Source organism: Sphingomonas sp. Root710 (genome assembly GCF_001429065.1).
Lineage (GTDB): Bacteria > Pseudomonadota > Alphaproteobacteria > Sphingomonadales > Sphingomonadaceae > Rhizorhabdus.
Map to the genome: position 1 here is coordinate 777,283 of NZ_LMIB01000001.1, position 11,734 is coordinate 789,016.

An 11,734-nucleotide genomic window follows, 5' to 3' on the forward strand; every position below is an offset into this window, starting at 1 on the left:
GGTAAATGGTGGTCCCGGAGGGACTCGAACCCCCGACGCCCACTTTAGGAAAGTGGCGCTCTATCCGGCTGAGCTACGGAACCACGGAGGCGGTTCCTAGTCCGCCTGCGCGGCAACGTCCAGTCACTTGGCGGGGATTGGAGCGGGTGAAGGGAATCGAACCCTCGTCGTAAGCTTGGGAAGCTTCTGCTCTACCATTGAGCTACACCCGCGCGGCGCCCTTGGGCGCGGCGGCATCGTTAGCCGGTCGCTCATCGGCGATCAACCGCCTTCTGGCGATTCCGGCGGCTAACAGGTGATAGTGGGAATAGCGCGCTATTCTGCTAAGTGGTCGCCATGACCGATCACTATTCAGTCCACCAGCGCGATCTGCGCACCGCCATGACCCGCGGTCTCAAGGGCTGCTGCCCGGCCTGCGGCGAAGCGCGGCTGTTCGCGCGTTTTCTGAAACCGGTCGGGCATTGCCCGGCCTGCGGACAAAGCTGGGCCCACCAGCGGGCGGACGATCTGCCCGCCTACCTCGTCGTGCTGATCCTCGGTCATATCTTGGTGCCGATCGTCGTCGCGGTGAACCTGCGCTACGACATGCCGATATGGGTTCAGATGACGCTGTGGCCCGGTCTCGCGCTGGTGATTGCCCTGCTGATGATCCAGCCCGCCAAGGGAGCGGTCATCGGATTGCAATGGGCGCGGCGCATGCACGGCTTTTCCGGCGGGCGGTAACGCCCTCGGCTTGTCGCGCGGGCATGGATAAGGCGCTTCCTAAGCCGCTCTAATCTCGCGTATAGCTGGCGCGCGAGGGACTTTCGGGGGGTAGAGTGGCCGTGGGATTGGACTGGCGCGCGATCGACTGGCGTGCCTGGGCGCGGCCCGGGGAACTTGGCGCGGTACAGCTTCAGAAGCCGCTCGAATATGCGATGATCGGCGTGGTGGCGGCGACCGCGCTCGGGCTGGTCTGGGCGCTCGCCGCGCCGGCCGCGCGCGATGACGCCGCCTCGTCGGCCCCGGTCCGCTTCGATGCTTCGCCGTCGGCCTTCGCGGCGTTCGATCCCTTCTTCCGGCTCAACCTCGGCGCGGGCGGCCCGGGAGTCGTCACCTCGCTGAACCTGACGCTTCATGGCGTGCGCGCCGACAGCGTGTCGGGCCGTGGATCGGCGATCATCGGCCTGCCCGACGGTACCCAGAACAGCTATGCGGTGGGCGATGAGATCGTGCCTGGCGCGGTGCTGGCGGCGGTGGCTTTCGACAGCGTCACCATCCTGCGCGACGGCGCGCGCGAGACGCTCTACCTCGATCAGTCGGTCGCTGCGCCGGTCGCCCCGGTTTCGGCCGGCCCGGCCCAGCCCGATCCGTTCGCAGCGATCCGCGCGCCCGCCGCCGCGCCGCCGCTGATCGCCGACATCTCGGCCGAACCCCGGATGCGCGGCGGCCGGATCGACGGCTATGTCCTGAAGCCCGGATCGATCGGCAGCGCTTTCGCTGCGGCGGGTTTCCAGCCGGGCGACGTGCTGATGACGATCGATGGCCGCACGGTTGGTAATGGTGCGGGGCTCGAGCAGCTTGCGGGCGGTGGTCAGGCGGTCACCGTCGAGGTCGAACGCGGCGGCAAGCGGGTTTCACTGACCGTGGGAGGCGGCAAATGAACCCGCGCGGCACGACCCGCATCATCGCCATGGCGCTCGCGCTGGCGGCGGCCCCCTTGTCGGCGCAGCAGGTGCTGAACCTGCGTGACGCCGATATCCGTGCGTTCATCCAGGATGCGGCGCGCGTCACTGGGCGCAATTTCATCATCGACAGCCGCGTCACGGGCAAGGTCTCGGTCGTCACCGACCGGGCGCTGAGCAAGAGCGAATATTTCGAGCTGTTCCTGTCGACACTGCGGGCGAACAACCTTGTCGCGGTGCCGATGGCGGGCGGTTCCTTCCGCATCCAGCCCGCCGATGGCGCGGCAGCGCTGAGCGGGCGGAGCAGCGGCTCGGCCAATAATTTCGTCACCGATGTCGTGCGCTTGCGCGCGATCGACGCGGCGAGCGCGATCGACACGCTCAAGCCGCTGGTCAGCCCGCAGGGGTCGATAACCGCGAACCGCAGCGCCAATTCGCTGGTGATCGCCGACTATGCCGACAATCTGCGCCAGATGCGCAACCTGATCGCGCGAATCGACCGCGACAGCATGTCTACCCGGATGATCCCGCTGCGCAATGCGGGCGCGCGCGAGATCGCCTCGGCGCTGAGCACGCTCACCGCCGGTCAGGCCGGGGCGGCGGGCGCAACAGTGGTCGCGGTCGACAGCGGCAATGCGCTGCTTCTGCGGGGTGATGCGTCGAGCGTGGCGCGGATGGCGGCCTTGGCCGAAGATCTCGACCGGCGCGCGGCGAGCGCATCCGAAATCCGCGTGATCTTCCTGCAATATGCCGACGCGGCGAAGCTGATGCCCGTCCTTCAGCAGCTTGTCGGCCAGACAGGCGATGCCGCAGCGACGGTGCCCGCGCCGGCCAGCGCTACGGCGGCTGCCGCGCCGGTTCCGGCGCCGATGGCGTCGGGACGGGGCGGGGCGGTCGTCACCCGCTATGAGGGAGCGAACGCGATCATCATCGCCGGGCCTGCCGATGTCCAGCGCACGCTGGGCGAGGTGATCCGCCAGCTCGACACGCGCCGCGATCAGGTGCTCGTCGAGGCGATCATCGTCGAGATATCGAACGATGCCGCGCGCAAGCTGGGCGTCCAGTTCCTGCTTGGCGGCAAGCCGGGATCGGGCGTGCCGATCGCGGCGACAAACTATTCGAACGCCGCGCCCAACATCCTGACCATCGCAGGCGCGGTCGGCGCGCGCGAGCTTTCGACCAAGACCACAGTGGTCAACGGCACGACGACGACGACGACCGAGAACACGGCAATCAGTGACCAGCTGGCCGAGGCCGCGGTCAGTTCGATCCTCAACGCAGGCGGCGGTTTCGCCGGTTTCGCCGACAAGATCGGCAAGAATGCGATCTTCGGCGCGATCATCAATGCGGTGCAGACCGACACCAAGTCCAACATCCTCTCAACGCCGTCGGTGCTGACCCTCGACAATCAGGAAGCCAAGCTGCTCGTCGGTCAGGAGATCCCGATCACCACCGGCCAGGCGCTGTCGAACAATTTCGAGAACCAGTTCCGCACCGTCCAACGCGAGAATGTCGGCATCCAGCTCGAGGTGAAGCCGCAGATCAACGCGGGCGGCGCGATCAAGCTGTTCCTGCGGCAGGAGGTATCGTCGATCGCCGGGCCGGTGGCGAGCGGATCGTCGGATCTGATCCTCAACAAGCGTGAGATCGAGACCACGGTCACCGTCGATGACGGCGACATCATCGCGCTGGGCGGCCTGCTCGACGACAATGAACGCCGCACGATCGAGGCGATCCCGCTGCTCAGCCGCATCCCGGCGATCGGCGAGCTGTTCAAGTCGCGCTCGCGCAGCCATGTGAAGACCAATCTCATGGTCTTCATCCGCCCGACCATACTGCGCAACCCTGCCGATGCGCAGCGCCTCGCCGCGCAGCGATACGGCTATATCCGCGGCGAACAGATCCGCTACGGCAAGCCCGGCGAGGAGCCCGGTATCGACGAACTGGTCACCGATTATATGGGAACGGTCGCCCCGGTCGCCCCGGTCGCGCCGCCTGTCGCCGCCGCCCCGCCGCCGGGCCAGCCCGAGATCATCGTGCCCAAGGTGACGACGTCGAGCCAGGTCTTCCGCCCCGCGACCCCGCCGCGCGAGCAATGAGCGGGGAGGCGACGATCGCGTCCGCCGACATCCCTTATGGCTTTGCGCGGCGCATGGGACTGGTGCCCTTGCCCGGTAATGATGCCGAGGGCCGTCCGCTGATCGGGATGAGCAGCGCCGCCGATCGCAGCGCGCTGATCGAGCTTCGCCGCCATCTCGGCCATGGTTTCGCGATCGAGGCGTTGACACCCGAGCGTTTCGAACGTGCATTGTCCGAACATTATGCCGTCGATGGCGAGACCGCCGAATTGCTGGGCGGCGCGCTGGTGATGGGCGAGGAACTGAGCGCGCTCGCCAGCGAACTGCCGACCAGCGCCGATCTGCTCGACAGCGCCGACGACGCGCCGGTCATCCGCCTGATCAACGGCATGATCGCCGAAGCGGTGCGCAACGGCGTTTCCGACATCCATTTCGAACCTTATGAGAGTGGCCTGGTCGTCCGTATGCGGATCGACGGGGTGCTGGCGGAGCGGCTTCGCCTGCCGATCGCGGTCGCGCCGCTGGTCGCCAGCCGGATCAAGGTGATGTCGCGGCTCGACATCGCCGAACGCCGCCTGCCGCAGGACGGCCGCATCGGCCTGTCGATCGCCGGGCGGCTGCTTGACGTGCGCGTCTCGACGCTGCCGGGGCGGGCTGGCGAGCGCGTGGTGCTGCGCATCCTCGACAAGGCGGCGGCGGGGATCGCGCCCGATGCTTTGGGCATGCCGGCGACGATCCAGGCGGCGTTCGAGCAGGCGCTGGGCGATCCGAACGGCATCATTCTCGTCACCGGGCCGACCGGATCGGGCAAGACGACGACGCTCTATGCGGCGCTGCGCCTGCTCAACGATGGCAGCCGCAACATCCTGACGGTCGAAGACCCTGTCGAATATGCGGTCGATGGCGTCGGCCAGACCCAGGTCAATCCAAAGGTCGGCCTCGATTTCGCGGCGGGGCTGCGCGCGATCCTGCGCCAGGACCCCGATGTCGTGATGGTGGGTGAAATCCGCGACCGCGAGACCGCCGACATCGCGATCCAGGCGTCGCTGACCGGCCATCTCGTCCTGTCGACCGTCCATACCAACGATGCGGTCGGCGCGATCACCCGGCTGCGCGACATGAAGATCGAGCCCTTCCTGATCGCCTCCACCCTGCGCGCGGTGATCGCGCAGCGGCTCGTCCGGCGGCTTTGCCCGGCCTGCAACATCACCGATTATCCGCCGCCGGGCGTGCGTAGCGCGCTCAAGCTCAAGAAGGACGAACTGGTCCGCGTGCCGCGCGGATGCGACGCCTGCGGCCATAGCGGCTATCGCGGGCGGATCGGGCTGTTCGAAATGGTCCGGATCGACGATCGGCTGCGCGCCGCGATCAACGACAATGCCAGCGAGGATGCGATCGCGAAGATCGCCTTCGCCGATGGCGACACGCTCGCCAAGGCGGCGCGCCGTCTGGTTCGCGAGGGGGTGACCAGTGCGGAGGAGGCGCTGCGGATATTGCGCAGCGACGCCGGCGATGGTTGAATATGCCTGGCGCGCGATCGACGCGGGCGGGCGCGAACGCCGGGGCCGCATGCAGGCCGAAACGCCCGATCTGGCGAAGGCTCGGCTCGAGGCGCGCCGCTATTATGTCGTCGCGGTCGACAAGGCAGGCGAGGGGCCGGGGCCCAGCCTGACCAGCAATATCCTCAAGCGTCACCCGAAGCTGGGCATCCGCGAACTCACCCTGTTCACCCGCCAGCTCGCCACGCTGGTTCGCGTCATGCCGATCGAGGAGGCGCTGCGCAGCATCGCCCAGCAGACCGCGAAGCCACGCGCGGTGGTGGTGATCGAGGCGGTGCACGGCTCGGTGCTCAGCGGCCACCGGCTCGCCGATGCGCTGGCGGTCGAAGCGGCCAGCTTCCCGCCGCTCTATCGCGCGATGGTTGCGGCGGGCGAGGCGAGCGGCGCGCTGCCCGACATATTGGAACGGCTCGCCGATCTCCAGGAGCGGCAGGCGGTGGTGCGCAACAAACTGGTCACCGCGCTGGCCTATCCCGCCGCGCTGGCGCTGGTCGCCGCCGGGGTCGTGCTGGCGCTGATGCTGTTCGTCGTGCCCAAGATCGTCGAGCAGTTCGACACGGTCGGGCAGCAATTGCCGCTGCTCACCCGGATCGTGATCGCGACGTCGCATTTCATCGGAAATTGGTGGTGGGCGATGGTGCTGGGCGTGGCGGCGGGCACCGTGCTGGGCGTTCGCCTGCTCGCCGATGCCGAGCGCCGCCATGGTTTTGACGCCTGGCTGCTGCGGCTGCCGTTGCTCGGGCGGCTGATCCGCGATCTCCACGCCGCGCGGATGGCGCGCACGCTCGCCAAGATGGTCGAGAGCCGGCTGCCGCTCGTCGAAGGCATCCAGATGACCACCGCGACCTTGCGCAACCAGGCGCTGCGCCGCGCCTCGCAGACGATCGTCGAGGATATCAAGGGTGGCTCCAGCCTGTCTGCCGCGCTACGCCGCGCGGGGCTGTTTCCCGCGATCTTCGTGCATATGGCGGCGAGCGGCGAAGCGGCGGGAAGGCTCGACGAAATGCTCGAACACGCCGCCGACTATCTGGAGCGCGAGTTCGACCTGTTCACATCGACCTTGCTGTCGCTGCTCGAACCGGCGGTGATCGTGGTGATGGGCGCGATCGTCGCGCTGATCATCCTGGCGATATTGCTGCCGGTGCTGCAGCTCGACACTCTGGCGGGACTGACATGATGCTTATCTCATTTACTCCGTCATCCCCGCGGGCGCGGGGATCCATAACCTCCGAGCCGCAAGAGGTTCGAGCCTCTGAGAATATGGATTCCCGCCTTCAGCCTTCGGCTGAAGTTTATCCTGAGCGCCTGCCTTGCAGGCAGTCGAAGGGCGGGAATGACGAGGAAGGGGAGAAGATCGACGAAAACGGCTTCACCCTGATCGAGTTGATGGTCGTTCTCCTCATCCTCGGCCTGCTCGCGACGGTCGTGGTGATCAACGTCATGCCAGCGCAGGACAAGGCGATGGCGGAGAAGGCACGGACCGATATCGCGCTGCTCGAACAGGCCGCCGAACGCTACCGGCTCGACATGTTCGCCTATCCGCCCACCGAGGCCGGATTGCAGGCGCTGGTCCAGGCGCCGGCGGGACTGGCGCACCCCGAGCGCTATCCGGCGGGAGGTTATATCAAGCGGTTGCCCGACGATCCCTGGGACAACCCCTATCATTATCAGACGCCGGGACGGCATGGCGCGGTCGACATCTACAGCCTTGGCGCGGACAATCGCGAGGGCGGCGAGGGGCAGGATGCCGATATCGGCAACTGGAAGTGACGACGGGCGCGATCGCGGTTTCACGCTGATCGAGCTGATCGTCGTCCTGGCGATCATCGCGGTCGGCGCGACCGCCGTCATGCTCAGCCTTCCGGGGCCCGAGCGCACCCTGCGCGACAGCAGCGAACGGCTTGCCGCCCAGGCGGCGGCGCTGCGCGACGCGGCGGTGATGTCGTCGCGGCCGATGGCGATCCGCCTCGTCGCGGGGGGCTATCGCTTCGAAAGCTTCGACGGCAAGGGCTGGGCGGCGGAAACCGAAAAACCGTTCCGCGCGGTCGGGCTGCCCGAGGGGATGGCGGTGGTCGCGGTGCCGTCGGGCGAGCAGCGCATACGTTTCGACACAACCGGGCTCGCCGATCCGGTGGTGTTGACGCTCGGCTATCGCGGGCTGCGGCGGACGGTGACGGTCGATGCGGGCGGGGGCGTGACGCTTGGCGGATAAGCGGCCCTCCGAACGCGGCTTCACGCTGATCGAGGTGCTCGTCGCGCTCGCGGTGTTCAGCCTTGCCGCGCTCACCCTGTTGCGCCTCGAGGGCGCGACCATGACCAACGCTCGGATGCTCGAAGTCCGCGCTGCTGCCGAGATCGTCGCGCGCAACCGCGCGGTCGAGGTGCTGACCGATCCCGACGCCCCGGTCATCGGCACCGCGAGCGGCAGCGAGATGCAGGCGGGACGGCCCTGGTCCTGGGTTCGTATCACGCGGCCAATGCCCGATGCCGGGCTGGTCGAGGTCCGCGTCATCGTCGCGAGCCCGTTCGGCGGCGAGGCGGCGTCGCTGACCGTCTATCGGCGGACGGCGTGATGGCGCGGCAATCCGGCTTCACCCTCATCGAACTGCTCGTCGCGCTCGCTATCTTCGGGTTGATCGCGGTCGCGGGAGGCTATCTGCTCGGCTTCTCGTTGCGGGCGCAGGACAGCACGGGGCAGTCGCTCGACAGGATCGCCACGGTGCGCCGCGCCTCGGTGCTGCTCACGGCGGATATGGCGCAGCTGCTGCCCCGGATCAGCCGCGACGACCGGGGCGATCGTCAGCCGGCGGTGGTTGGTGACCAGACGACCCTCGGCTTCGTCCGCGGGGGCTGGAGCAACGACAGCGACGCGCCGCGTTCCTCGTTGCAGAAGGTCTCCTACAGCCTCGTCGATCGCGCGCTGGTCCGGACCAGCTGGCCGATGGTCGACGGCGTCGCGCCCGATCGCGCTGTGCGCAGCCCGCTGATGACCGGCGTTTCTAAGATCGCGCTGCGCTATCGACGGCATGGGGTCTGGGCCGAGACATGGCGGCCGCGCCTGCCCGACGAGTTGCCCGATGCGGTCGAACTGGTGCTCACCGTCGACGGGCTCGGCGATATCCGTCAGCTGTTCCTGGTGGGGATCGGGCGATGAAGCGGGGCGAGCGCGGCGCGGCGCTGCTCGCGGTGCTGCTGCTCGTCGCGCTGATCGCGACGCTCGCGGCGCTGGCGATGGACCGCCTCGCGCTGGCGACCCGGCTCGCGGGCAATGCCCGGTCGATTGATCAGGCGCGCGGTTATGCGCTGGGGGCCGAAGGGCTCGCGACGCTGATCGTCGACCGGCTCAGCGATCGCGGCAGGGGGGAGGCGTCGCTGCCCGCGGGCTGGGCGGGCGAGACCCGGACGATCCCGGTCGAAGGCGGGCTGATCCGCGCCCGGCTCGGCGATGGCGGTTCCTGCTTCAACCTCAACAGCCTCGTCACCGGCAGCGCGCTCACCGGCTTCACCGCGCGACCGCAGATGGTGGAACGGCTCGTGACGTTGCTGGAGATCACCGGCGTTCCGCCGTTGCGCGCCCGTCCGGTCGCGGCCGCGATCACCGACTGGATCGACAGCGACAGCGTGCCGCAACGCCAGGGCGCTGAGGACGAGACCTATGCGCGCGCGCCGGTGCCCTATCGCGCCGCCGACACATTGATGGCCGATGTCAGCGAATTGCGCGCGGTGGCCGGGGTGACTCCTGCCGTCTACGCCGCGATGAGGCCCTGGGTCTGCGCCTTGCCCACCGCAGAGGTCGCGCCGCTCAACGTCAACATCCTGCCGCCCGCGCGCGCGCCGTTGCTGGCGATGCTCTATGGCGGGCGGATGCCGGTGGGGCAGGCGGCGGCGATCCTGCTAAGCCGTCCTGCGGGAGGCTGGCCGAGCAGCGCCGATTTCCGCCGGCAGCCGGCGATCGCCGCGATGGCGAGCGCGGCGGGCGCTGCCGAAGAAATCGCGGTTCGCACCCGCTGGTTCACGCTGGAGCTTGACGTGGCGCTGGACGGTGCGCAGGTGAAGGAAGTGGCCCTGATCGATGGCGGAATCGCGCCATCGCGCGTGGTCGCGCGGGCCTGGGGGAATCGATAGCGGATGCGGGCGGTCCTGCTATTTGCCGAAGAGGATGTCGGGTCCATCGAAGGATGGTTCCGGCTTGCCGACGGCCGCGTCGTGGCGCGGGGCAAGGCGCTCGACGGCCTGCCCGATCGCGACGATGACGAGCGGCTGTTCCTGCTGCTGTCCGGCAGTGAAGTCGCGATGCGCTGGATCGAGCTTCCCCCGGTGCTCACCGAGGCGCAGGCGCTAGCCGCGGCGCGGATCGCGATCGGCGATAGCAGTCTGGGCCCCGTCGAAGCTTTGCATATCGCGCTCGGACGAATCCATGGCGGGCACAGGCTGGCCGCGTCGATCGCGACGGAGCGGATGGCCGCCTGGCTCGACTGGGCGGCGGGTCTCGGAATCGATCCCGACCATGTGGTCCCCTTGCCCTTACTGATTGCCTATGGCGAGGGCCCGGCGCGGGTATGGGCTCGTGCCGGGCGCACGCTGGTCCATGGTCATATACAGGCCTTTGCGCTTGAGCCCGGCCTCGCCGAAGCCGTGCTCGCCGGGCAGGATGTCGAGCCGATGGACGATGTCCGCTTCGAGACCGAGCTGCCCGCCGCGCTCGCCACGCTGCCGCTGGACCTGCGGCAGGGAATGTGGCGGCGGCGGCGCGTCTGGAGGGGTGACAGCGGATGGCGGCAGCGCATGCTCCGCTATGCTCTGGCCGCCGCGGTTCTGCTCGCGCTGATCCCGGTCGCCCGTCTGGCGCGGATCAGCTGGGACGCGCATCAGCTGCATCGCGAAGCCGGAACGGTCGCGCAAGCCACGCTGGGCCTGCGCGAGCGTCCGCAAGATCCGCGTGCCGCCATGCAGCAGCGCGTGGAGCAACTTCAGGGGCCCGGCATGGGCTTTGTCGATGGCGCGGCCGTGCTGTTCGGCGCTGTGCGCCAGACGCCGAATGTCGAACTGGCTGAAGCTGGTTTCGACGATCAGGGGATATTGTCGGCGCGGGTGCGGACGGCGAGCGCGGATGACCTTGCCGAACTGATGCGCCGGATCGGGGCGAGCGGGCTGGTCGTAGAGAGCGGCGAAGCCGGGCAAGGCCTCACCGATATCCGGATCAAGCGCCCATGATCGCAACGCTGCAACGCTGGTGGCGGGACCGGATGCCGCGTGAACGGGGGCTGCTGATCCTGCTCGCGCTGATCGCGGCGCCGATCGTTAGTTATTATGGCGTGATCCGCCCGTTCGACCGGGCCATCGAACGTGCCCGCCTCGCACGGGATGCCGAGGCCCGGTCGCTGGCGGACGTGCTGCTGATGGCGGGCAAGATCAAGGCGGCCCACCGTTCGCCGCTTAATCCCGCCCCGATCGAGGCGCTGGTCGCCAGCGAGGCCGAGCGCGCGGGTTTCACCGTCTCGGGCGTGACCCGCGAGGGTACTGGCGCGGTGCTGGTGATCGGTGCGGTCCGGCCGCAACCTTTTTTCGCCTGGCTGGCCGCGATGAAGGAGCGGCGCGGGCTGTTCGTCACGCGGCTGTCGGCGCGGGCGAATGACGACAGGACATTATCGATTTCGGCGCGGCTCGAAAGGGCGCGTTGAGGGGAGGGGCACGATGAAGACGATTTTCTGGTTTCTGGTGATAGTGGGCGCAGCCTTCGCGGCGATCCCCTTCATGCCGCTGTCGACCGCGATCGACCTGCTCCAGCTCCGCAAGGTGGGACTGGAAGCTTCGCAGATCGAGGGCAATCTCTGGGAGGGCCAGCTGTACGACGCCCGGCTCGGCAAGATCGAGTTGGGCGACGTTCACAGCAAGCTGTCGCTCGAGGATATCACCAGCGGACGGATCAAGCTCAACATCAAAGGCAGCGATGAAGTGTCGCGCCTCGCGGGCGTGTTCAGCTATGGCCTGGGTGGCGCGGGCATCGACAATTTCACCGTCGGCATGCCGGCGATGGCGGGTCCGCCGCCGATCGGCGAGGTCACGCTGATCCTCGACAATCTTAAGGCGCGCTTCCCCGGCGGCGAATGCACCGATGGCAGCGGCGAAGTCCGCGCCTATCTTTCGGGCGCGCTGCCTGCGGTCGGCCTCCCCGGCGAGATGAGCGGGCCGGCGCTGTGCCGCGACGGCAAACTGGCCTTCGATCTCGCCAGCCTGAGCGGGCGCGAACAGCAGCAGATCACCGTGCTGTCGATGACCAAGTTCCGCGTCCGCGCCTTCGTGCGGCCCACCATGCCCCGCGTCGGCGACTTCCTGCTGTCGAAGGGCTTCACTCGCGACGGCGACGGCTATGCCTATGAGGAAGAACGCAGCCTTTGATCGAACGGCTTCCCAGCCGTCGCCGACAGGGCCA

13 protein-coding genes and 2 tRNA genes are annotated in these 11,734 nt (G+C 68.3%); 13 read left to right on the forward strand and 2 right to left on the reverse strand.

The annotated features are described in order from the left end of the window. Positions 1 to 6: 6 nt before the first annotated feature. Both ASE00_RS03640 and ASE00_RS03645 read right to left on the reverse strand, forming a co-directional pair. A tRNA-Arg gene (locus ASE00_RS03640) sits at positions 7 to 83 on the reverse strand. Positions 84 to 138: 55 nt separating this feature from the next. Continuing rightward, positions 139 to 212, reverse strand: a tRNA-Gly gene (locus ASE00_RS03645). A 124-nt stretch (positions 213 to 336) separates the two neighbouring features. On the opposite strand from ASE00_RS03645, the gene ASE00_RS03650 reads away from it, so the two are divergent. The 13 genes from ASE00_RS03650 (at position 337) to gspN (ending at position 11,700) form a co-directional block, all read left to right on the forward strand. After that, positions 337 to 723, forward strand: coding sequence for a DUF983 domain-containing protein (locus ASE00_RS03650; protein ID WP_056377818.1), 387 nt, complete (start codon positions 337 to 339; stop codon positions 721 to 723). 95 nt (positions 724 to 818) lie between these two features. Next, complete coding sequence (locus ASE00_RS03655; RefSeq protein WP_156405255.1) at positions 819 to 1,643, forward strand: type II secretion system protein N; 825 nt, start codon at positions 819 to 821, stop codon at positions 1,641 to 1,643. Further along, a complete protein-coding gene (gspD, locus tag ASE00_RS03660) occupies positions 1,640 to 3,763 on the forward strand; it encodes a type II secretion system secretin GspD (RefSeq protein WP_156405256.1) in 2,124 nt (707 codons plus the stop codon). Before ASE00_RS03655 ends, gspD begins: the two co-directional genes overlap by 4 nt. Beyond that, entirely contained in the window at positions 3,760 to 5,262 is a 1,503-nt protein-coding gene (locus ASE00_RS03665) for a GspE/PulE family protein (protein ID WP_056377820.1), read from the forward strand. The genes gspD and ASE00_RS03665 overlap by 4 nt, the downstream gene beginning before the upstream one ends. After that, positions 5,255 to 6,478: a type II secretion system inner membrane protein GspF gene (gene gspF / locus ASE00_RS03670; protein ID WP_056377821.1), complete on the forward strand. Its 1,224-nt coding sequence runs from the start codon at positions 5,255 to 5,257 to the stop codon at positions 6,476 to 6,478. The genes ASE00_RS03665 and gspF overlap by 8 nt, the downstream gene beginning before the upstream one ends. A gap of 83 nt (positions 6,479 to 6,561) precedes the next feature. Continuing rightward, entirely contained in the window at positions 6,562 to 7,071 is a 510-nt protein-coding gene (gspG, locus tag ASE00_RS03675) for a type II secretion system major pseudopilin GspG (protein ID WP_082594443.1), read from the forward strand. Then, positions 7,046 to 7,513, forward strand: coding sequence for a GspH/FimT family pseudopilin (locus ASE00_RS03680; RefSeq protein ID WP_056377822.1), 468 nt, complete (start codon positions 7,046 to 7,048; stop codon positions 7,511 to 7,513). The genes gspG and ASE00_RS03680 overlap by 26 nt, the downstream gene beginning before the upstream one ends. Continuing rightward, positions 7,503 to 7,874, forward strand: coding sequence for a type II secretion system minor pseudopilin GspI (gspI, locus tag ASE00_RS03685; RefSeq protein ID WP_056377823.1), 372 nt, complete (start codon positions 7,503 to 7,505; stop codon positions 7,872 to 7,874). The genes ASE00_RS03680 and gspI overlap by 11 nt, the downstream gene beginning before the upstream one ends. Continuing rightward, positions 7,874 to 8,455, forward strand: coding sequence for a type II secretion system minor pseudopilin GspJ (gspJ, locus tag ASE00_RS03690; protein WP_056377824.1), 582 nt, complete (start codon positions 7,874 to 7,876; stop codon positions 8,453 to 8,455). The genes gspI and gspJ overlap by 1 nt, the downstream gene beginning before the upstream one ends. Continuing rightward, positions 8,452 to 9,426 carry a type II secretion system minor pseudopilin GspK gene (gspK, locus tag ASE00_RS03695; RefSeq protein ID WP_056377825.1) on the forward strand — a complete coding sequence of 325 codons (975 nt, stop codon included), beginning with the start codon at positions 8,452 to 8,454 and terminating at the stop codon, positions 9,424 to 9,426. The genes gspJ and gspK overlap by 4 nt, the downstream gene beginning before the upstream one ends. 3 nt (positions 9,427 to 9,429) lie before the next feature. Continuing rightward, the gene (gene gspL, locus ASE00_RS03700; RefSeq protein ID WP_056377826.1) at positions 9,430 to 10,515 is read left to right on the forward strand and encodes a type II secretion system protein GspL; all 1,086 of its coding nucleotides are present in this window, start codon (positions 9,430 to 9,432) and stop codon (positions 10,513 to 10,515) included. Then, positions 10,512 to 10,982, forward strand: a complete 471-nt coding sequence (gene gspM / locus ASE00_RS03705; RefSeq protein ID WP_056377827.1) for a type II secretion system protein GspM — start codon at positions 10,512 to 10,514, stop codon at positions 10,980 to 10,982. The genes gspL and gspM overlap by 4 nt, the downstream gene beginning before the upstream one ends. A gap of 13 nt (positions 10,983 to 10,995) precedes the next feature. Beyond that, entirely contained in the window at positions 10,996 to 11,700 is a 705-nt protein-coding gene (gene gspN / locus ASE00_RS03710; protein WP_056377828.1) for a type II secretion system protein N, read from the forward strand. Positions 11,701 to 11,734 lie beyond the last annotated feature (34 nt).

What these genes read in the sequence shown, in the direction of transcription:
- ASE00_RS03650 (WP_056377818.1), top strand. Translation starts at nt 337, where the DNA reads ATGACCGATCACTATTCAGTCCACCAGCGCGATCTGCGCACCGCCATG.
- gspD (WP_156405256.1), top strand. Translation starts at nt 1,640, where the DNA reads ATGAACCCGCGCGGCACGACCCGCATCATCGCCATGGCGCTCGCGCTG.
- ASE00_RS03665 (WP_056377820.1), top strand. Translation starts at nt 3,760, where the DNA reads ATGAGCGGGGAGGCGACGATCGCGTCCGCCGACATCCCTTATGGCTTT.
- gspF (WP_056377821.1), top strand. Translation starts at nt 5,255, where the DNA reads ATGGTTGAATATGCCTGGCGCGCGATCGACGCGGGCGGGCGCGAACGC.
- gspG (WP_082594443.1), top strand. Translation starts at nt 6,562, where the DNA reads ATGGATTCCCGCCTTCAGCCTTCGGCTGAAGTTTATCCTGAGCGCCTG.
- ASE00_RS03680 (WP_056377822.1), top strand. Translation starts at nt 7,046, where the DNA reads ATGCCGATATCGGCAACTGGAAGTGACGACGGGCGCGATCGCGGTTTC.
- gspJ (WP_056377824.1), top strand. Translation starts at nt 7,874, where the DNA reads ATGGCGCGGCAATCCGGCTTCACCCTCATCGAACTGCTCGTCGCGCTC.
- gspK (WP_056377825.1), top strand. Translation starts at nt 8,452, where the DNA reads ATGAAGCGGGGCGAGCGCGGCGCGGCGCTGCTCGCGGTGCTGCTGCTC.
- gspL (WP_056377826.1), top strand. Translation starts at nt 9,430, where the DNA reads ATGCGGGCGGTCCTGCTATTTGCCGAAGAGGATGTCGGGTCCATCGAA.
- gspM (WP_056377827.1), top strand. Translation starts at nt 10,512, where the DNA reads ATGATCGCAACGCTGCAACGCTGGTGGCGGGACCGGATGCCGCGTGAA.
- gspN (WP_056377828.1), top strand. Translation starts at nt 10,996, where the DNA reads ATGAAGACGATTTTCTGGTTTCTGGTGATAGTGGGCGCAGCCTTCGCG.